Origin of the sequence: Parashewanella spongiae (genome assembly GCF_004358345.1) — a bacterium.
Taxonomy (GTDB): Bacteria; Pseudomonadota; Gammaproteobacteria; order Enterobacterales; family Shewanellaceae; genus Parashewanella; species Parashewanella spongiae.
Genome location: NZ_CP037952.1, coordinates 5,250,536 through 5,271,408, shown reverse-complemented (window position 1 = coordinate 5,271,408; position 20,873 = coordinate 5,250,536). Strand labels below are relative to the sequence as shown.

The 20,873-nt window shown below is 39.9% G+C and carries 15 protein-coding genes; 12 read left to right on the top strand and 3 right to left on the bottom strand.

What is annotated here, in order from left to right; all coding sequences use genetic code 11:
- Window positions 1-49 precede the first annotated feature (49 nt).
- On the bottom strand, window positions 50-3,376 hold the full coding sequence (locus tag E2I05_RS20860) for a hypothetical protein (protein WP_121854673.1): 3,327 nt from the start codon (window positions 3,374-3,376) through the stop codon (window positions 50-52).
- A gap of 102 nt (window positions 3,377-3,478) precedes the next feature.
- Here E2I05_RS20860 and E2I05_RS20855 point away from each other — a divergent pair, with 102 nt between their 5' ends.
- Together E2I05_RS20855 and E2I05_RS20850 are read left to right on the top strand one after the other, a co-directional pair.
- Window positions 3,479-4,663 carry a BaiN/RdsA family NAD(P)/FAD-dependent oxidoreductase gene (locus tag E2I05_RS20855; RefSeq protein ID WP_121854674.1) on the top strand — a complete coding sequence of 395 codons (1,185 nt, stop codon included), beginning with the start codon at window positions 3,479-3,481 and terminating at the stop codon, window positions 4,661-4,663.
- A 294-nt stretch (window positions 4,664-4,957) separates the two neighbouring features.
- Complete coding sequence (locus E2I05_RS20850; RefSeq protein WP_133309829.1) at window positions 4,958-8,212, top strand: pentatricopeptide repeat-containing protein; 3,255 nt, start codon at window positions 4,958-4,960, stop codon at window positions 8,210-8,212.
- A 486-nt stretch (window positions 8,213-8,698) separates the two neighbouring features.
- Here E2I05_RS20850 and E2I05_RS20845 read toward each other — a convergent pair whose 3' ends face one another.
- A complete protein-coding gene (locus E2I05_RS20845; protein ID WP_121855131.1) occupies window positions 8,699-9,787 on the bottom strand; it encodes a death domain-containing protein in 1,089 nt (362 codons plus the stop codon).
- A gap of 632 nt (window positions 9,788-10,419) precedes the next feature.
- Between E2I05_RS20845 and E2I05_RS20840 the strand changes: the two genes are divergently transcribed.
- Together E2I05_RS20840 and rlmF are read left to right on the top strand one after the other, a co-directional pair.
- Window positions 10,420-11,439, top strand: coding sequence for a hypothetical protein (locus E2I05_RS20840; RefSeq protein WP_121855132.1), 1,020 nt, complete (start codon window positions 10,420-10,422; stop codon window positions 11,437-11,439).
- 348 nt (window positions 11,440-11,787) lie between these two features.
- Window positions 11,788-12,741: a 23S rRNA (adenine(1618)-N(6))-methyltransferase RlmF gene (rlmF, locus tag E2I05_RS20835; protein ID WP_121855133.1), complete on the top strand. Its 954-nt coding sequence runs from the start codon at window positions 11,788-11,790 to the stop codon at window positions 12,739-12,741.
- An 82-nt stretch (window positions 12,742-12,823) separates the two neighbouring features.
- On the opposite strand, the gene E2I05_RS20830 is transcribed toward rlmF, so the two are convergent.
- Complete coding sequence (locus tag E2I05_RS20830) at window positions 12,824-13,330, bottom strand: hypothetical protein (protein WP_121855134.1); 507 nt, start codon at window positions 13,328-13,330, stop codon at window positions 12,824-12,826.
- A gap of 477 nt (window positions 13,331-13,807) precedes the next feature.
- On the opposite strand from E2I05_RS20830, the gene E2I05_RS20825 reads away from it, so the two are divergent.
- The 8 genes from E2I05_RS20825 (at window position 13,808) to E2I05_RS20800 (ending at window position 20,871) form a co-directional block, all read left to right on the top strand.
- Window positions 13,808-14,011 (top strand): hypothetical protein, encoded by a 204-nt coding sequence (locus tag E2I05_RS20825; protein ID WP_121855135.1) that lies wholly within the window; start codon window positions 13,808-13,810, stop codon window positions 14,009-14,011.
- Window positions 14,012-14,090: 79 nt separating this feature from the next.
- A complete protein-coding gene (locus E2I05_RS22175) occupies window positions 14,091-14,267 on the top strand; it encodes a hypothetical protein (RefSeq protein ID WP_165905582.1) in 177 nt (58 codons plus the stop codon).
- A 56-nt stretch (window positions 14,268-14,323) separates the two neighbouring features.
- The gene (locus tag E2I05_RS20820; protein WP_244935405.1) at window positions 14,324-15,052 is read left to right on the top strand and encodes a site-specific integrase; all 729 of its coding nucleotides are present in this window, start codon (window positions 14,324-14,326) and stop codon (window positions 15,050-15,052) included.
- On the top strand, window positions 14,988-15,212 hold the full coding sequence (locus tag E2I05_RS22715) for a tyrosine-type recombinase/integrase (protein ID WP_244935404.1): 225 nt from the start codon (window positions 14,988-14,990) through the stop codon (window positions 15,210-15,212). Before E2I05_RS20820 ends, E2I05_RS22715 begins: the two co-directional genes overlap by 65 nt.
- Window positions 15,212-16,279: an IS91 family transposase gene (locus E2I05_RS20815; protein ID WP_133309863.1), complete on the top strand. Its 1,068-nt coding sequence runs from the start codon at window positions 15,212-15,214 to the stop codon at window positions 16,277-16,279. Before E2I05_RS22715 ends, E2I05_RS20815 begins: the two co-directional genes overlap by 1 nt.
- Window positions 16,280-16,439: 160 nt before the next feature.
- The gene (locus E2I05_RS20810) at window positions 16,440-17,489 is read left to right on the top strand and encodes a hypothetical protein (protein ID WP_121853799.1); all 1,050 of its coding nucleotides are present in this window, start codon (window positions 16,440-16,442) and stop codon (window positions 17,487-17,489) included.
- A gap of 102 nt (window positions 17,490-17,591) precedes the next feature.
- Entirely contained in the window at window positions 17,592-18,125 is a 534-nt protein-coding gene (mog, locus tag E2I05_RS20805; RefSeq protein ID WP_121853798.1) for a molybdopterin adenylyltransferase, read from the top strand.
- Window positions 18,126-18,603: 478 nt separating this feature from the next.
- Window positions 18,604-20,871 carry a YgiQ family radical SAM protein gene (locus E2I05_RS20800; protein ID WP_121853797.1) on the top strand — a complete coding sequence of 756 codons (2,268 nt, stop codon included), beginning with the start codon at window positions 18,604-18,606 and terminating at the stop codon, window positions 20,869-20,871.
- Window positions 20,872-20,873: the final 2 nt, after the last annotated feature.

Sequence of the window (20,873 nt, the reverse complement as noted above, 5' to 3'; positions counted from 1 at the left end):
TATTGGTGCAAAATATTCATGAGAAAGGTGCTGAAATAGCGCCTTTTTTTTAGCTGTTTTCAAGCGTTTGTGACTTTCTGTTGTGCTCTATTATTCCTGTAACGCACCTTGTTATTCCTCGGATCAGCGATATTAATACAAGATTGCTATTTCTCGTACCCAGCATAAGCTCATCTTGGGCGGTAAAGCTTGCTGGGAAGCGGAAATTATAGCTGCTTTGTTCAGGATATAATTCTAAAGAAATATGGTCGTTTTCTAGATGTGAGGCATAAGCATCATGATTTTGATAGTTTTCAGGTTTAGTTTGCGTAGGATTTGTTAATAGCTCTTCTTCGTGAGGTTGTTTGGCTGTCCAGTATAATATTTCTTGAGCCGTGCGAGTTAACCAATTTTGAAGCTCCTCATTATTTACATTCATAATTTTTTGTAGAGATGGTGCAGGTCTTGTTGAATGAGCAAAGTAGCCTAAAATTAATTCACTGAAGTTCATTTCGATTAATTCTTTTATCTCAGCTATTGCAGCTTCATTTTTATAATGATAATAGTCTTTGTTACGTAGTAATCTGGCGGCGAGTAAATGAGTTGCTAATAGACCTTCTCCTAAGAAATTAGCATGAATTAACCATTCTTGCGTATGTTTATTGTGAATATAAGGGTTATGATTATTACATACGAAGTTATTTCTAAGTCGGCCGAAAAGGATATGATCCCCGACATCTCTAATGCCACATAAACCTATATCAGCTCTATCGGTTCCTGAGCTGAGCCATTTATCGAATACACCCGTTTGTAGAAAGTCTAGATCACTGAAGAAGGAATGAAAGATCATCCAACGGCGACTTTGAGATGTAGAATGCCAAACGGGTAGTAAGCTGGTTAAAGAAAGCCCCATACTTGCTAATACACCAATATCATGTGACGCCAAATAAAGGCCTTGTTTAGGGGCGGAATAATCAATGGTCGTGTCATCATTTTTTAATGCCGTATGAGCATAATAGGTATAGCCTTTTGGTGCACTATAATGAAATACCTTTACATATTGCTCGCCACCTAGCGCTTCTATTTCCACTTCATCATCAAACTGCTCAATCATCTGCTTCAGAGAGCTATTGAGAATACTGAGTTTGATTTTGCTTACATTCATGGGTTTTGGAAGTGTACTTTTCAGGTGTTGTGATATTTCACTTGACCGCTCTATATATTGATAAGTGAGACCTTCGGTTAAGAATTCCTCTTCGGTTTCGCTTTTCTTTTTAAATTTAAAATAGTGGTAGTTTTCGCTAACTTCGTCTTTGAACCTAAAGGCCCTACCCCCACAAACTTCAGGTAATTTTCCTGTTATTAGAGTTTCAGGTGGATTAGAGGAAAACATGGCAGATTTTTGAAGAGAAGTATACTCAGATAGTTTTTGCCCTAGATTGAGATTTATGGGAGATACATGAGCACAAGAGTTTGCCGTTGAAAGAAGCTCTGATAGAAATGGGTTGGAAATACCCCCATAACTTCTAGGCTGTTCAAGTGGTGAAACAGCTTCATAGAGTAAAGTATTTGGTACCTGTAGTGTAGAACATTCTGGCTTGAGAATAAAACCAGCAAGTTCGAGTTTAGTTTGTGATGATAAGAGAGTAGAAGATAAAAGGTGCAATTGAGAACTTGAAGACCTTAATAGTATAGGACTTAATATTCGAGCACTCCTTCCTGATTTTTCCAGAATGGGGGAAATAAGATCAAGTTCATCTTCTCTTATATAATTAATATTTTGTTCGATAAAATCAGGAGTTAATACTTTCTCTGGGCATTCTGGAAGCATTTTTAATCGTGCTGGATGCCTTAAACTTATCTGACATAACTCTGGTGTTCTTTCATCGGGTGGAACTGATTTTAATTCCTCAGAAAAATGTTCGCATGCGAGCTTATAATGCTCTGTCGTTACTTTGTTTTCTGGAATGTGACTTATAAATGTAAAATCATTTGATTTGATAAATGCGGTGTAGTCTTCGCGTGACCAGTTATTTCTAAATTTTATAGGAACATCTTCAAAAATAGTACCTGAAGGTGACATACATGCAGCTTTACAAATAGGCTCAGTTTTTAGTTCATTCGATAGAGTGTGGAGAAGATAAGGACGACAAGTTATCGCTTTTATTAAAAACTGCTCACCTCTTACTAATTCATCTGGTAGATAACTCGTAGATGAGAGTCCACTCTTGCATGCACAAAGACACATGGTTTCATCTTTATAATCATTAGGGCATATATTGAGCAAATTACCTTGTTGAAAAACCAGCTTATAGAAAAAATCATAGGTTTTCACTTTATCAGGAATAAGATGAATAACGTTTTTATGGTTTAAGCAAAGGCACTGATATAATTGATGGTTATTATCTTTTTCTAATATTTCATTTGGGATGAGATTAAGATTTGAACTGTCTTTTTTTAATAGCAACAGACACATTTTTAAATCAATATGTTGTGGCCACTTTTCTTTAATAAACTTGAAGGCTTCTGAATTTTGCTGTACGGCAATCTTGCATAACTGAGGGTCGACTTCGGTCACAGGGATGCTTTTTAACGTCTGCCAATCATTATTACAAGCAATAATTCTAAACTCTCTACTTCTCTGGAACTTTGAGGGTAAAGCATCGAAGTTGATTTGGTTCTTTAGTAGGAGTTTTTTTAATGATGCTTCTTCGCTAGCATCAACTTTAGGCATTGATTCGGCTTCTTTTGTTTGTAAATACTGTAATTGCCTAGATGCGGTAAAAGAAAAAAGTTCTTGAGGTAATTTGCTAACATGGTATATGCCATAAAAATCGAGTAAACGATTTAAGTCTGGTACGTCAATGTGAGCATGGTCTTTGTTGCTTTTAGCTAAGTGCTCTAATGCTGTTTTTGTCTCACTCATTGTTTCAAAGTCATAGCGAGGTGCTTTAGGAACCTCTTTACTTGAAAGAAGTGGATTAGGTTGAAAAGTACTCAGAGTTCTACAATGAGATGTGTCGAGATCGCTATTTTTAGAGGGGGGACTGTCAACAGTATTAGATAATGATTTGCCTGACGATTGAGATTTTTCTGTATCAATACACCAATCATTATAATTATTTGAATGTGGTGTTACTTGTTCTTGTTTTTTGTGAATGAGGAATGTTTCAATATAACTTTGATGAAGTGGATTAACTTTCTGTAGACCACAGATAGAATCCGGTACAAAACGATGGAAATGGATAATGCGAGTTTCATTCCCAAAGTTGTGAACTTTATACCTAATTATTTTTCCGTAAGACTCTTTGAGATCAATAAGATATTCACTCCTATTAAGCTGGTGGCAGATAAGTTCTACTGACTTATGCTCACTTTCAAGTCTAAATGTAATCATGAATCTAAATTTTGTTGAGGTTTAATTAATGGTAGCAAGTTACCATTAACAGAATGCTGGTATAATCATTAACTTTTTCCAATAAAGTAGAGTTAGTTATCAGTGCAAAATTACGATGTGATCATTATTGGTGCAGGTGCCGCAGGGTTAATGTGTGCGGCTACCGCAGGTTATCGAGGTCGCAACGTACTAGTGCTGGATCACGCAAAGCAAGCCGGCAAAAAAATTCTCATCAGCGGTGGTGGACGTTGTAATTTCACCAATGTAAAAGTTGAACCAGCTAACTATATTTGTAGCAATCCTCACTTTGTGAAGTCAGCACTTGCACGTTACCCATCGCAGCAGTTTATTGAACTGGTAGAGCGTCATGGGATTGAATATCACCAGCGCGATCATGGCCAACTATTTTGTAATGATTCAGCGAAAGAAATCGTTAATATGCTGATGACAGAATGTGAATGGGCTGGTGTCAATGTGCAACTGCGTACAGAAATACTATCGGTCGAGAAGAATGATGATGACGGCTTTACGGTAACGACCTCTAACGGTGATTTTCGTTGTAACAGTTTAGTTATTGCCACAGGCGGTTTGTCGATGCCAAAACTCGGCGCAACGCCATTTGGTTATAAACTGGCTGAGCAATTCGGCTTACAAGTATTACCTACTCGCGCAGGTTTAGTGCCTTTTACCTGGCACAGCGACGCCAAACAGCAATTTGAGACACTTTCAGGTATTGCGGTTCCTAGCACGATCACGGCACAAGATGGCACACAGTTTAGTGAAGCATTATTGTTTACCCATCGAGGGTTATCTGGCCCTGCGATTTTACAAATCTCAAATTATTGGCAATCGGGTGAAGCGATTGGGATTAACTTGCTACCGAATGATGATTTAGCTGAGTTAATGGAAAAGCAATTACAAAGCTCACCAAAGCAAAGTTTAAAAAATGCATTAGCAAAGAGGTTACCTAAGCGTCTACTAGAAGCCTTATTTGATGAAGTTCTACTAGCAAAATCACTCAATCAGCTTATTCATGCTGAAATAGAGCAAGTTTGTCAGCAAATTCATAGCTGGCAATTACTGATGAATAATACTGAAGGTTACCGAACGGCGGAAGTGACACTTGGCGGGGTTGATACCAATGAATTATCTTCAAAAACGTTCGAGTCAAAAAAAGTTTCAGGTTTATATTTTATTGGTGAGGTTATCGATGTAAGTGGTTGGCTCGGTGGATTTAATTTTCAATTTTCATGGAGTAGCGGTGTAGCCTGCGGGCAGGCTTGTTAATGATGTGTAGAGACAATAAAGTTGCCTGTAACAACTAAAGTTTGCCCGTAGTGTCATTAAAAATCAGGGACGGTCTTTCTGAATCTAACAAGGAAACGGACAGAACCAATTTACGCACAATTTCATTATTTTTTGAGTCTGAGATACAGCTATGAGCTACCAAACGGCTCCCTGTATGGTGGATAATTTTCTGTTATACATTTATAGAATGCCTTAAAGCTGAATATTTTTGTATTTATCATTTCAGTGCGTTATTTCTTAGCTTGTTAATTCACTCACTTATTGAGTAATGTGATGGCGACAGTGCACACTTCTGCTGAGCATGGATCAATATATAGATTCATGCTCAAAAGCCTCCAAGAATACCCTAGCGAAGCTCTATCCTATCTTAACTTTGAGGTTTCAAGGTTTGATGGTGATGAAAACTTACAACAGGGTTATCAAAGATTAAACAAAACCGATAGACAAAAGCTGTATGATTTTTTCAACAATAAGTCATCGTCGACTCGCTCTAACTCTCGCACACGAGAGACTCATTATTGTAAGAAGCCAAGTAATGTTCGCCAACGTTTTGCAACTGAGCCCCGCTCCATTACTCCTAAATCGAGCACTCGATATACCAAGCAAATACAGCAACCACCTTCCTCACCTAATTCCTTTTTTGCTCAGACTAGTGCGCTCATCCACTCTTGGAAACTTAAACAGAAAACCAAGAATCAACTGGGTATTGAGTTAAATGTATTAATTGGTGGTTGCACTAAACTTTCGCAGCTTATTGAAATCATTCACAGCCTAAAAAGCGACAAACAGGTCATGGAAACATCATGGGACATAAGGTTAATCCATAAACTGTTACACAAAGCGGCCGAGTTTTCTGACAGCCATTCATCTAATTTCGACGGCATTTTTAGTGACATAACACGATTTAAATCGTCCTATGAATCGAAAACATGCACACTATTATTGAAATTAATTAAGTTAAATTTAAATTATTCAGATGCCAAAAGGTTGGTGCTAAGCAATGCAGCTGAAGCCAGCTTAATACAACAATGGGGCGTTGAGCTTGATGTTGCCATCTACAATGCCTTTATCACGGTATGCGCTAAGACTGGCCAGTTTGATAGTGCTTGGCAACTGGTGTGTGATGATAAGCCCGTGATGGCACCTCATTTGCCATTAAAAGCTAATCAAATCACCTGCATGAACCTGCTCATTGCTTGCGCTGAAATGGAGCGTTTTACAGAAGCCAAATCATTGGTGTTGGGCGATACAGCTACAGCCAGCTTAATGCAACAATGGGGCGTCAAGCCTAATATTGCCATTTACAATGCCTTTATCACGGTATGCGCTAAAACGGGTCAGTTTGATAGTGCTTGGCAACTGGTGTGTGCTGATAAGCCCGTGATCGCATCTCATCTACCACTAAAGGCAGATTCAATCACCTGCATGAATTTGCTGACGGCCTGCGCTAAAATGGAGCGTTTTACAGAAGCTAAATCATTGGTGTTGGGCGAAACGTCTACAGTTAAAGCCAGCTTAATGCAACAATGGGGCATCAAACTTGATGCTGCCATTTACAGCGCCTTTATCACGGTATGCGCTAAAACGGGCCAATTTGATAGTGCTTGGCAACTGGCGTGTGGTAATAAGCCCGTGATGGCACCTAATTTGTCATTAAAGACCAATAAAATCAACTGCATGAATTTGCTGATGGCCTGCGCTGAAACGGGGCGTTATGCCGAAGCCAAATCATTGGTGTTGGGCGATGGCGATACAGCTACTCCCAGCTTAATGCAGCAGTGGGACATCAAGCCTGATGTTGCTATTTACAGTGCTTTTATCACGGTATGCACTAAAACTGGCCAGTTTGAGAGTGCTTGGCAACTGGTGTGTGGTGATAAGCCCGTGATGGCACCTCATTTGCCATTAAAAGCCAATCAAATCACCTGCACGAATTTGCTGGCTGCCTGCGCTGAAACGGGGCGTTATGCCGAAGCCAAATCATTGGTGTTGGGCGATACAGCTACAGCCAGTTTAATGCAACAATGGGACATCAAACCTAATGTTGTCGTTTACAGTGCCTTTATTACGGTATGCGCTAAAACGGGCCAGTTTGAGAGTGCTTGGCAACTGGTGTGTGGTGATAAGCCTGTGATGGCACCTTATCTACCACTAAAGGCAGATTCAATCACCTGCCTAAATTTGCTGACGGCCTGCGCTGAAGCGGGACGTTATGTCGAAGCCAAGTCATTGGTGTTGGGCGATGACGATGGCGATACACCCAGCTTAATGAAACAGTGGTGCATCAAACCTGATGTTGCCGTATACAGCACCTTTATCACGGTATGCGCTAAAACGGGCCAGTTTGATAGTGCTTGGCAACTGGTGTGTGGTGATAAGCCCGTGATGGCACCTCATCTACCACTAAAGGCTGATTCAATCACCTGCATAAATTTGCTGACGGCCTGCGCTGAAACGGGGCATTATGCCGAAGCCAAATCATTGGTGTTGGGCGACACAGTTACAGCCAGCTTAATGCAACAGTGGGACATCAAGCCTAACGTTGCCATTTACAATGCCTTTATCACGGTATGCGCTAAAACTGACTACTTTGATAGTGCTTGGCAACTGGTGTGCGGAGATAAGCCCGTGATGGCACCTCATTTGTCATTAAAGGCCTGTCAAATCACCTGCATGAATTTGCTGATGGCCTGCGCTGAAGCGGGGCGTTATGCCGATGCCAAATCATTGGTGTTGGGCGATGGCGATTCAGCTAGCTTAATGCAACAGTGGGGCATCAAGCCTAATATTGCCATTTACAATGCTTTTATCACGGTATGCGCTAAAACTGGCCAGTTTGATAGTGCTTGGCAACTGGTGTGTGGTGATAAGCCTGTGATGGCTCCTCATCTACCACTAAAGGCTGATTCAATCACTTGCCTGAATTTGCTGGCTGCCTGCGCTGAAACAGGGCGTTATGCAGAAGCCAAATCATTGGTGTTGGGCGATGATGGTACAGCCAGCTTAATGCAACAATGGGGCATTGAGCCTAATGTTGCCATTTACAATGCCTTTATTAAAGTATGTATTAAGGCTAAGGAATTTGACGCTGAAATATGGTATTTAGAAAAAATAATGAACAAATGTGACATGAGTACTCCTTCACAAATACATGCTCAACTTGCGCCGCTTGAAAAAGATAATTTTGCAAGCATGATTGATAAAGGGATAACAGAAGGAATATATAAAAAAAATGTTGGCTTAATGAATCATTGTATCGATTTGCATATGGATAAAATCTTCGAAGGACATTCAGGCAATGGTACACATATTCGAGGTGTTCCATTAGCTTTCGCAAAACTATTATTTTGTTACCACAAAAAAAACAATGAAAACAACATAACATCGATCATAACTGGATATCATGGTAATAATACGTTAAAAAGTGGAATGATAAGTTTTCTCAAAGATGAATTTGAACTTGAGTTTATCGAGGATAGATTCAACTCAGGAATGATAGTATTGAGCAAGTCTGTCCATATAACTTGATACTCGCGAGCACACTTTTTAGTATGATCGCATCATAAAATGAATATCATAGAACAACGACAATATTAAAATGTTAATTGCATTTTTGTTTTAACCTAGAAACATCAGTTGACTGCGTTCTCAAGCGTAGAAAAAATGGCTGATAGTAAGGCGTAGCTTGCAGCAAGTAGTTATTCTACTTGCAAAAGTTACAACGCAGATAGCAGTCATTTTAGCAAGCTTGTGAACGTAGAGCATTTCACTCATTGGATGAAAAACATGATAATAAAATCATCATATTGCTCAAGCAGTTACTCGTATACTCAGCGTTCAACAGATGTTTTTAGGTTTAATGTTCTAAATGATTTTGGGGCAAGACCTTGTTAGCATTATAGAAAGTTATTTATTTCTAAATTGCTCAGTAAATTTTTTTATGAGCCAAATGTGCGTTGTTACGGGCAAACTAAATTGTCTCATTTCACTCTTACGGGCAAACTTTATAGGAAATTATTTAATGCTATCGAGTTTTGCAATAATATCAGCAGAAATACCCATTCGCTCTAACGCTTTTTTAAGGGCATCAATATTAGCGCGTTCTTTCGACCCTCTACCATCCCCTGGAGACCACTGTGACCAATCATCGATCACATTAAAAAAATAGGAATGAGGACCTGAAATTATATTCATTGGATTTCCTTTAATAATACTTACCTCATTACCTTTAAATCCTAATTGTACTGCTAGTGTTTCCCAGCGTGCAACTACATCCGTTGAAAGCAAATTCTTTATTTTAGCAAAATCATGATAAGTTAAGCGTTTAGATGGTGCTGGTTGACGTGTTTCTTTTGTGCGAGATGGATGATGAACACTGCCTGCTTGATGGTGCGAAGAGGGCGATTGGATATGTGATGGAAGATAGCCAAGCTGTTGAACTAACCGCGAACCATTAGAGGAAACAGAATTATGAGCTGTTGGCTGGCGTTGCTTACCACTATTCTTTCGTTCTGCTATATCCACTAAGCTTATATTTTGTAATCCTGGCCAAGTAGCTTGATTTGCAACGGACCCCAAGTTAGCCTTTGACAGTGCCGATTTAAGCGTAATATAGCATTGCTGTTCAGCCTTTGTATCTCCTATAGCGTCATTATTTTTTGCTAGCCACTGATCAATAAGTTCACTTAAATAGGATACTGGTGAATTATTAAAAAGAGAATTATTTCCTTTTATGTTATTCACTTCAAGTGACATATCAAGACCTCTCCCTATATCCATCCACTTATACGAATAACTTTTTAAACACTGAATAATCTCTGCAGCGATTTCAGCTCTTCGAGCTTTTTTTTGATCATCAGTCTTCGGGAGGGGACTCGCTTCAGAACGAATATATTGAGTCGCATTTTGGCTAGATGGGTGAACTTTTTGAGCATGATGTCGTAAACTTTTTATATCTAAAAATTTCTCACATTGACTGCACCGCACTTGATGTACCTCGTAATCTATTCCTCCCTTAGTGAATGTTGCTGAATCTGTTTGGTCAACATGAACATTAAAAGTGAACCCTGAGCTCGTATTGGGAGCAATTTGACTAGCAGACATAAAAGTTCCTCAGCAATTTAGGTGCTGTTTATCTTTCAGGATTAAATTTTGTGCTATTTGAGCGTTTATCTGTTCAAGGCGTAAGCAGTGAAGCTTAGTCATCTAAGTAAATGGGTTACAACACAGGACAGAGAACGCTCAAAAGTATCTAAGACAGCGTAAATTGGTCATTTCTACTGCGTTATCGCTTGCTTATTTGGAATACCAAACCGCACAAGTTCTGTCTTGTATAAAACGACCAATTTATCGCTGCAAAAATAATCACGAAAGATAAACAGTCCCTAGTTAGATAATTACCTCAACATAAATTATTTAAATCTTTCAAAGCAATTAAATAAACTCAATAAGTAATTTCTTGTAAGTGATTATTCAGATTAGTTACAACAGATCTTGCGGATTTCTATTGACACTCCATCGACATCGCTTTGTTTCGAGTAACGGTTCTTTGGTGCAATTAGCTGTGACTTCCTGAAGCCTGCAAGTTTATAACTTGATTCGATAACCTAAACAAAAACAATTAACTTTTATTCATTTGGTAAATGGCATTGTTTCAATTAGAGTTCCGTTTTATAAGCAATTTGCTATTTCAGTCACGAGTATTAACAATTGCAACTTCTTATAGTGATAAATATATGATCGAGACGCCATGTCAGTGCCCGTTTAAAGTAATTTTTGGTCAAGAAGAGCTGACTGATACATTAGAAGAAATAGATCTTCCTCAAGGACACGACCTACAAGGGCAAGCATTCACAGGGAAGCGTTTGGAGAGATATCTTGAGCTAAAAGCATTGGCTATTAACCTTCTAACTGAAAAAAAATTAAATAATAATGAGGATGAATTAAAGCAGTTACTCATTTATCTGAGAGGGTTGAAAAAGATGGTATCCGTAATACAAACGGTAGATGAGATAACACTATTTCATAAAAAAGGCCTGCTGTTGTTAACGGATCATCTTGATACTTATTGTCAGCAAGAAATTCCAGAATCTCTACGGGGTTTTAACAATATAGAAAAAACCTTTCAGCTGAAGTTTACATCAACTCATGGTGATAAAGTCTCAATTATTTCATCGCGAAGTAAATGCGATGCAGAGATAAAACTATTCTTTAAAGTTTACATTCAAGGCATAGCTTTCGCTAAAATCAATCACCTTTTCACACTACATTTTGCTAAAGAGCTTAAAAACTGCTTTTTAATATTAGATAAGCCTTTTGTAGAAGTTAATACAAGACAGGGCTTATTGTTCTCGTCTCTAAAACAAGTTAATGCAAGAATGGGTAGATGTTTTAGCATTACAAGTTGTAATGCTTGGGCTGAACATCAGCGCATTTTTATTCAACCTTCATCAAAAGTTATTAATACTTATGGAAGTAGTGCACTGTACTTGATTGAGTCGCCCACATATGAGTGTTTTAAAGAACTCTTGTTCTATCTCAGAGATAATGAAATAAAGTGCTGTATTCTAAATATTGGGCAGAAATTCAGGGAGCTATTACTCTGTTACGATTGTGTTTCGTGCATTCAATTAACTATCACTGATTATTTTCAATTGATTGAAAATCACGGTGTAGAGCTATTGTGTTTCAATATGTCATCGGACGAAGTAACAAGTTATCGCAATAAAATATCTGCGAAGTACATCCAAAATTAGTTAAGCATACTAATTCATTCAAAAAATCAGCGAGAAAATCAAACTCCCTGTTTGTAATTCAATTCCTATGTGTACTCACGACTTATACGATTAAAAGCAACCATAAAATATAGAGAATAAACCAGTGTTTTTAATGACTTTGGCTATTAGGGCAACCGCATGAGTGAGTGATATATGCGCAACTCCATGTGGCAATATCGTCATTCCCGTTTTCACGGGAATGACGGATTATAAAGCCTACGTTTTTTACTTGAAAAACATTCATGCGTTTACCCAGCTTTGGCTATCACGTGAAACCCTTTATAATTTGGGCATATTACTCTCATTGTGTCAGGTAGCCAATTCCGTATGTCATTAGCTGTAAAGTTTGCCTCTAAAAGTAAGATGCACCCTCGGAACCTCCACAATCAAGGCTATGATTTTGATAAACTGATCGTGGTTTGTCCTGAATTAACCAATTATCTCGTCACTACTCCGCGCGGTGAAACCTCGATAAATTTTTCAAACCCCGTGGCGGTAAAGTTACTCAATAAGGCTCTGCTGCATCAATATTATGGAATAAAGCATTGGCAACTAGCGGATGGTTTTTTGTGTCCTCCCATTCCTGGCCGAGTCGACTCATTGCATTATATTGCTGATCTTTTGGCAGCGACGTTGAAGGTGCCAGTTAAAAAGCTTAAACACTGCAACATCAAAGGGCTGGATATCGGCTGTGGCGCTAATCTTATATATCCTCTGCTAGGTAACAGTGTTTATGGTTGGCAGTTTGTTGCTTCAGACATTAACCAGCCGTCTATCCAAGCCGCAAACCACTTAATTGAAAGCAATGCATTGAACGATGAGATTGAATGCCGATGGCAACCTGAGCTAAAAAGCATTTTTAACAACATCATTCAGCCTAATGAATATTACGACTTTACTATGTGCAACCCGCCATTTCACCGTAGCGCAGAAGAGGCCAATACCGGGACGCAACGTAAGCAAACCAATTTAAAAGTGAATAGTCAGCAACGAGGCGCAAGATTAACAGGGCTTTCTGTTGGTGGGTTGAACTTTGCAGGTCAGCATAACGAACTTTGGTGCGAGGGAGGAGAGTCGGCTTTTATTTGCCGCATGATAGCTGAAAGTAAGCAGTATCGTCAGCAATGTGGCTGGTTTACCTCTCTAGTGGCGAAAAAAGACAATCTATCAGCCATCAAAAAAGCTTTAAAAAAAGCGAATGTGAAGGATCAAAAAATCATTAACATGAGCCAAGGACAAAAAATAAGTCGAATGATCTGCTGGAGTTTTGATAAAAAATAGTCAGACAGATTTATTGTTCAAAAATGATTGAATCTATTTCGTAGTCCAGCTTGCCATTACATATCATTCCATGGGGTTGAAATCATTTAGCCTTAAGCTTATGAACCGGGTTTACATCTAGCGCGTCGAAAAAATAAAAGCACTCAGCATTGTTAAGCGATACTGTTTGTACTTGAGTATATAAATGCTGCTCATTGGGTATGTAAAACAGGCAAGCTTTTGGAGCATATGAATACATTTGATCTGGCTGCCTTTGTTGCACCATCGAAACAAGTATTGCAGATTTAGACGATGCTTGCTCATCCGCCACGTGATTTAACATTGTGGGCTGCCCAGCGCTAACAACAAATGAAAATACCAATTGCGGAAAGTGCTTAGAGTTGCCATTCGATCCGTTTATGGCCGAGCAGTTGTCATCCACATTCATCACGTTGCCATGACCACCGTTTAAATGCTGAACTTGAGAATGCCAAGTGCCTTGGGAACTACTGACTTCAATAAATGCCCCTTCACCACAAGGTGTGCTTGAAGCTTGACTGGGCTGGCAGATAATTGAGAGTGCGAAAAGAGCCAATTTTATAGTACGCATAAAAAACTCCAGCAAGAAATACTCAAGGCTTAACTTTAACGTACCTACTTGGCTGGCCTATAGATGAGATACCTATATGAAATAGCGGTTAACCATTTTAAGACAAAAAAATAGCAAGCTAATTAGCTTGCTATAAAAAGGGACAACGATGAAAAACGAACATTAATAATGTCACATAACGAACAATTAAAGAGACCTTACAAGGCTGGTTTTATATTCAAAGTTTTTTAAATATTTTTATTTTCCTTGAAACCTAACGCTTAATTTATACGCGTTAAGTGGTATACCAACCAAAATAGCGCAGTGATGTTCAATATGATTGTTCATTCCAGCGGTTCAATGTGCCTTTTTCTCATCATGACTTTTATTGTTTACAGATATCAATAATTTCCAGGTGACGCCTACGGCGCACCTGATTTGGGCGTTAAATGGCTAAATGAGAATTAGGTTAACTTACCTACTCAAAGGATTGAGGTTATGGATAAAGGTTTGCGAAAAGTTGCTTGTGGAGTTGTCATCGCATTTTTGCTTGGGCTTTTAATTCTTTGGCCAGCTGAATATATAATCGAGTTTATTAACAAGGTATCAGGTATTGGAGTCAGTTACTTAGACATCCAAATTATTTACATTGTTCTTCTTATTCTTATCAGCAAATTTATCTTTAAAAAATTAGAAAAATAAGTAAATTAGTGTCAAAAGGTATGCAGTAGCTTTAAGCGTCTGCCATTTAAAACAAGGCATTCAATCTGACAAATACTGGTTGGCTTTTGTCACTGCGTTCCAATATTTAACCAACCACTATTTGCAGCTTAATGCGGCGTTAGAGCAACTCGTAGCAATGGAGTGTAAATTGGAAAGTAAAGTAAATTATTTTGTTGAACGAAGCCGCTGTGCGGCAGAAACAGCGGTTAAACAACAATTAATCATATCATTATAAGCTCTGAGTAATACTTCTCTTACCGCCATGTGGCTGGATAACTTGAGGAGTATTTTATGACACCCTACGAACAACAACGTTTTGATTTTCTATATAAACAACATATTACCAACTTACGACTGCAAGGCAAGCGCAAGGCAACGATTGACAGTTACAGTCGTGCCGTGAGGCGCATTGCCAACCATTTCGGTCGGTGTCCTGATAACCTTTGTGCCCAAGAACTCAAAGATTATTTTAATGCATTAATACTTTCGCACTCATGGAGCACCGTCAAGGTTGACCGTAACGGCTTGCAATTCTTTTATGCGTTCACCCTCAATAAGAAGTGGCAATGGCTCGATATTGTTAAACCTCAGCAGGTAAAACGGTTACCTGATACGTTATCCGTTGATGAAGTTGCTTTGATAATAAGTCGTACCGAGCAGCTTAGATATCAAGTGTTCTTGTTGACACTTTACAGCCTAGGACTTCGACTCAATGAAGGCATTCATTTACAAATCGGTGACATCGACAAGGCCAGTATGCAAGTCCATGTGCGTGACGGCAAAGGTGGTCAAGACCGATTGGTTCCACTTCCTCGAAGAACGCTTGCAGCACTTCGAGCTTATTGGCAAACACATCGACATCCCAATTGGTTATTCCCCAGTAAACATAGCCACTCCAGCCAACCCATGGATAAGGGCGGAGTACAAAAAGCCATGAGAAAAATTGTCACTGAATGTGGCATTTTTAAAAAAAATCAGTCCCCACTCTTTACGCCATTGCTATGCAACCCATCTTCTTGAGCGAGGCGTTGACCTACGCAGCATTCAAGTGGCGCTCGGTCACAAAAGCCTCAACACCACACTCATTTATACCAAGCTGACCGAAGTTAAATCACAATCTACAAGAGACACCATTAATGACTTAACCGACTCACTTCCTCTCACTTGGAGGGATAAGTGATGCACTTCGTAGACATATTATCTGAGCACCTTGACGCCTTTAAACTTGAATATCAGCATAAGCTCACCAATGAACACCATCAGGCCATGAATGCCATGCTCAGTTGCAAGACCTTCAATAAAGGTTGCAGCCAATGGCAATGCGATGACTGTCATCGTTATCAAGACTTGCCACTGTCCTGCGGTCATCGCAGCTGTAATTTATGCCAACACAATACGACTCAAGATTGGCTTAACCGTCAGCAAATGAAATTGTTGCCTGTCGATTACTATATGGATACGTTCACTTTGCCATCACAGTTGCGAGCGTTGACATTTCAACATCAGCAAGCCGTGTTTGATGCCATGTTCGCAGTAGTAGCCAGTATTTTGAAAGACTTTGGCCGCAATAAAAAAAGCTGGCAGGCCGATATCGGTTTCACCTGCGTGTTGCACACCCATGGTCGCCAGCGACAATTTCATCCACACATACACGTGATAATACCCGCTGGCGGCTACCATAAAGGCCGTAATGAATGGCGCAAAAATAAAGGAGATTATCTGTTTAATACGGATAGCCTTGCCAAGGTTTGGCGAGCAAGAATGCTCGAAGCCTTGAACCATCAACTCAAGCTTAAGCTGCCCAGTAAAATCCCTAAAAAATGGGTCGTGAATTGTCGCCATGTGGGTAAAGGTTTGCCTGCGCTTAAGTATCTGTCTCGATACCTTTACCGTGGTGTATTACCCGACAGAGATATCGTTAAGGTAGCCGATGATACCGTTAGCTTTCGCTACATCGACAGTGAAACCAAACAAACACAGATTAAGACATTGCCGACACTTAAGTTCTTGTGGCAAATACTGCAACACGTCATCCCTAAAGGATTTCGGCGAGTCAGAGATTATGGATTACTGCATGGCGGAGCAAGCAAGACGCTCAAGAAAATTCAGCTGTGTTTAATAATGGCGCACAAGTTGGATTTAAGCATTATAAAGCCAGTCGCTCGGAAAAAAGCACAATGCCTGTGCCGTTGTTGTCAGCAGCCGATGAACTTTTTAGGCATTACCAGACCGTTCGGCTATGGCTGAAAACACGATTGAAACGAATAATAAGGATAATGTAATGGCTAATTTCAGAGGGCATAAATAAGCAAAACCGACAATCAAACGAAACAAGGTATTGATGGTAACAAGAATCGCAAGATCGCCATCAAGGATGAGTCACACCTTTTAAAAAGTGAGTCGAGAAATGGCTCACTCCCACCTTAAAAACATATCAGAGATATTTGCATATATAAGTGGCGCCGGGCTTGTTCAACAACTGGATAAGGCGCAGGCTTCGCTACGCCTATCCTTATTTGTTCGTTGGTTAATTGCTATTGTAGCTCTTGCAATATCAATTATGGCTTTTCTAAGCTTTTTCCTTGCTGAGCCTAAATATCAAATTACAACGGGTATAATTACCCTTATAGCCATTGTTGTAGTTCTAATACTGTCAGAGTCTTTCAATAATTTAAGTATTGGAAAAATACTAACTTTAAGTAATGAAGTTAAAAAGAAAGATACCGAAAAAGAAACAGTAAAAACAGAAAACAAAGAATTACGCCAAGAACTATTTAAAATAGTTTCAAATATCCAGCAATCACAAGTTAATAATACGTATAACGCCCCATCTGACGAGTGGCTTAAAGCTCTTGGCGTTGTAAAATCTGAAGATTCTCCCGAAGACGAGCAAGATGAACAAGAAGATCAAGATGAGATAAAACGTGCTGTTCAGCATCTTGCTGAGAGAGAGCGATCTCGTGAAAAATCGAGAGAGCGAAGTCAAAATAGAAGAAAAGCGGAGCAAGTTGCACTAAATAAATATTTCACCCAATCATCAATACCTCAGAGTGAACTAATTCAAAGAGTAGAATTCTCAGGCTCATTCGACGAAATAGATCCAATAATGAATAGAAGGGTCGTATTTGATGGCTATCTTAAGTCAGTAACCAATGAAAGGTTTATTGAGGTAATTCCAAATACAAACGCTAGTTTTATGTATTATGACCGTTTGTATGTCATGTTGAACAAAATCCATTTCTATCGTGAAGCCAAAAAAATAAATGCAGATTTATTGCTTATCATTGTCGACATAGAAGAACTGGATGAAGAGTCTAAGCGCCCTGATAGAAGTGAAAGAGTATTTGACTTCTTTCAACCAGCTATCTCAAATAAACTCTTAAAAGTAGAACACCTAAAAGTTTCTCAAAAAGAAATTGAAGAGTTTGAAGATAATGGGCAGCAAAGGTTGCTCTAACAAATTTGTTTTAAATCAAACCAGCTTAACTAAATATTGCAACACTTCTACAAACAGGATTATTCTACAGCAAATGAATAAAAGCAGTAGGTTAACAATATTATGTCTGTAGCAAAAATTGGCATTGTGACCGTAAGTGATAGAGCCAGCCGTGGTGAATATGAAGATTTATCTGGCCAAGCCATTATCGATACATTAAATGATTACCTCAAGTCTGAGTGGGAGCCTGTGTATCAAGTCATCCCAGACGAGCAAGATATGATTGAAGCGACCTTAATGGATATGGTGGATAATGAGTACTGCGCTTTAGTGGTCACCACAGGTGGCACTGGGCCTGCAAAGCGCGATGTGACGCCTGAAGCGACGGAAGCCGTGTGCGATAGGATGATGCCGGGTTTTGGTGAGTTAATGCGAGCTGAGTCATTGAAATTTGTGCCTACAGCCATTCTATCTCGTCAAACGGCAGGATTACGTGGCACCTCGTTAATTGTGAACTTGCCGGGTAAACCAAAATCCATCCGTGAATGTTTAGATGCGGTTTTTCCTGCCATTCCTTATTGTATTGACTTAATGAATGGTCCGTTTTTAGAGTGTGATGCTTCAGTAATTAAACCGTTTAGGCCGAAAGCCAAGTAGCCATTGAGTAAATTTTAAAACCCTTGAGTTATTTGTTTCATCTTATTTTATATTTGTCTTTTATCTACTCATCAGAGGCTGCTGTTTCTTTCTTGAATACGTTGCAGTCTTTGGTGCTTTGAGTGCCAAAACCTAAGGAAAGTTGCGGAAGAAAGTATACCGATGAGTTCTCGTCACTCCAACGCAGGCTGGAAACGAAGTAACGACAGTTTGTATGTCGGTAGTCTGGTGCCTTTGCTTTTTTCTATAAAAGTCACTGGATAACAGCCTTCGCGGGTATGACAAAGATTGGTACTTTCTAAATCGCTAGATCCCTAACAGCAATGAGTCCAAAGTTCACACTCTGAAGAGTGAGTTATTATCATTGTCTCTATACTTGACCTTTCTGGTATACTACTGAGCTTTGTTATTATCACAATCAGTGTCGCAATCACCATCATTATAAAAGGTGAATGTTACACAAGGCGTTAGGTTATCCATGCAAGTCGAATCCACATTATTTTCTTATAAAAAGTACTGGGCAGAGTGTTTTGGCACTGCACCATTTTTGCCAATGACTAAAAAGGAAATGGATAAACTCGGCTGGGACAGTTGTGACATTATTATTGTCTCTGGGGATGCTTACGTCGATCATCCAAGTTTCGGAATGGCTGTCATTGGTCGAATGCTTGAAGCTCAAGGGTTTCGAGTAGGGGTAATCTCACAGCCTGACTGGAAAAGCAAAGACGGCTTTATGAAGCTGGGTAAACCCAACTTATTTTTTGGGGTGACCGCTGGAAATATGGATTCGATGATCAATCGCTATACGGCGGATCGACGAATTCGTACCGACGATGCGTACACGCCGAACGATGAAGGCGGTAAACGGCCAGATCGTGCGGTAACGGTATATACACAGCGTTGTAAAGAAGCTTACAAAGATGTACCTGTTGTGATTGGCGGCATCGAAGCCAGCTTACGCCGAATTGCACATTATGATTATTGGTCAGACAAGGTTCGTCAAAGTGTGATTTTTAACGCGAAAGCTGACATTCTTATTTATGGCAATGCCGAGCGCCCTCTTGCTGAAGTCGCACATCGATTTGCAGCAGGACAAACTGTTGCGCAAATGCAAGATATTCGTGGCACAGCGGTGATCCGCAAAGAAGCATTACCGGAATGGAAGGGCATGGATTCTCGGGAATTTGATAAGCTAAATAAAATTGATCCTATCCCCAATCCATACGGTGCTGACGATGTCGGTTGTGAAAAACTTTCAGGGCCGACAGACAAAAAAATATTTGATAATGATGCGCCTAAAGCGATAACCGTGCAGCCGTCACGACCTAAACCTTGGGAAAAAACCTACGTACTGCTCCCTAGTTTCAAAAAAGTCTCAGAAGATAAATTTTTGTATGCACATGCCTCACGTATTTTGCATCAAGAGCAAAATCCCGGCTGTGGTCGAGCATTATTTCAGCCTCATGGTGATCGCGGTGTGTGGGTTAACCCTCCAGCATGGCCGCTCAATACTGACGAGATGGATGCAGTATTTGATTTGCCTTATAAGCGGGTTCCACATCCTGTTTATGGGAAAGCGAAAATCCCTGCTTATGACATGATAAAAACCTCCATTAATATCATGCGTGGTTGTTTTGGCGGTTGCTCATTTTGCTCCATTACTGAGCACGAAGGACGGATCATTCAAAGTCGCTCCCAAGCATCCATTGTCAAAGAAATTAAAGACATTCAAGAGAAGGTGCCTGGTTTTACTGGGGTGATCTCTGACTTAGGCGGGCCTACTGCCAACATGTATCGTTTAGGCTGCTCCAGCGAGAAAGCTGAAACCACTTGTCGTCGATTATCTTGCGTGTTTCCATCAATTTGTGGGCACTTGAACACAGATCACAAACACACCATTGATCTTTACCGTGCAGCGCGCAACATTCCGGGTATCAAAAAGGTGATGATTGCATCGGGTGTACGTTATGACTTGGCGACAGAAGATCCTAGATACGTAAAAGAATTGGCCCAGCATCATGTGGGTGGTTACCTCAAAATTGCGCCAGAACATACCGAAGAGGGGCCATTATCTAAGATGATGAAACCGGGTATGGGCACTTATGACAAGTTTAAAGAACTGTTTGATAAATACTCCAAACAAGCGGGTAAAGAGCAATACCTTATTCCGTACTTTATTTCAGCGCATCCGGGAACCAATGATGAAGATATGTTGAATTTAGCCTTATGGTTAAAACAGCGTAAATTCAAGCTGGATCAAGTGCAGAATTTTTATCCATCACCGATGGCAAACGCCACTACGATTTATCACACTGAGTTGAATTCACTCAAAAACATTAAGAAAGACAGTGAAATCGTGTCTGTGCCCAAAAAAGGTCGTCAGCGTAAGTTGCATAAAGCCTTATTACGGTATCATGATCCAGCAGGTTGGCCGCTGATCCGTGAAGCTTTAATCAATATGGGGCGTGAAGATTTAATCGGTAATAGTCCGCATCAGCTAGTGCCAGCTGAAGGACGACATGAACGTAATGCGATTAAAAATCAGCGTGGGCAAAAAGCTGAAAAAGGTAAGCAAGGCTTAACTCGGTTTAGCGATAACCAGTTTAGTGATAGAAAGTCGAGTGGTGGCAAAAGTGGTGGCACTGCTGGAGCCTCAAAAGGCGGGAAGGGTAGCGGCCGTGGGCCTAAACCTAAGTTTGGTACTAAAGCCAGTAAAGCCTCCAGTCAACGTGCAACAGCGAGATAGAT

Excerpts from the sequence above, each read along its gene's own strand:
- E2I05_RS20860 (WP_121854673.1), bottom strand. The coding sequence starts at position 3,376 with ATGATTACATTTAGACTTGAAAGTGAGCATAAGTCAGTAGAACTTATC.
- E2I05_RS20850 (WP_133309829.1), top strand. The coding sequence starts at position 4,958 with ATGGCGACAGTGCACACTTCTGCTGAGCATGGATCAATATATAGATTC.
- E2I05_RS20845 (WP_121855131.1), bottom strand. The coding sequence starts at position 9,787 with ATGTCTGCTAGTCAAATTGCTCCCAATACGAGCTCAGGGTTCACTTTT.
- E2I05_RS20840 (WP_121855132.1), top strand. The coding sequence starts at position 10,420 with ATGATCGAGACGCCATGTCAGTGCCCGTTTAAAGTAATTTTTGGTCAA.
- rlmF (WP_121855133.1), top strand. The coding sequence starts at position 11,788 with ATGTCATTAGCTGTAAAGTTTGCCTCTAAAAGTAAGATGCACCCTCGG.
- E2I05_RS20830 (WP_121855134.1), bottom strand. The coding sequence starts at position 13,330 with ATGCGTACTATAAAATTGGCTCTTTTCGCACTCTCAATTATCTGCCAG.
- E2I05_RS20825 (WP_121855135.1), top strand. The coding sequence starts at position 13,808 with ATGGATAAAGGTTTGCGAAAAGTTGCTTGTGGAGTTGTCATCGCATTT.
- E2I05_RS20820 (WP_244935405.1), top strand. The coding sequence starts at position 14,324 with ATGACACCCTACGAACAACAACGTTTTGATTTTCTATATAAACAACAT.
- E2I05_RS20815 (WP_133309863.1), top strand. The coding sequence starts at position 15,212 with ATGCACTTCGTAGACATATTATCTGAGCACCTTGACGCCTTTAAACTT.
- E2I05_RS20810 (WP_121853799.1), top strand. The coding sequence starts at position 16,440 with ATGGCTCACTCCCACCTTAAAAACATATCAGAGATATTTGCATATATA.
- mog (WP_121853798.1), top strand. The coding sequence starts at position 17,592 with ATGTCTGTAGCAAAAATTGGCATTGTGACCGTAAGTGATAGAGCCAGC.
- E2I05_RS20800 (WP_121853797.1), top strand. The coding sequence starts at position 18,604 with ATGCAAGTCGAATCCACATTATTTTCTTATAAAAAGTACTGGGCAGAG.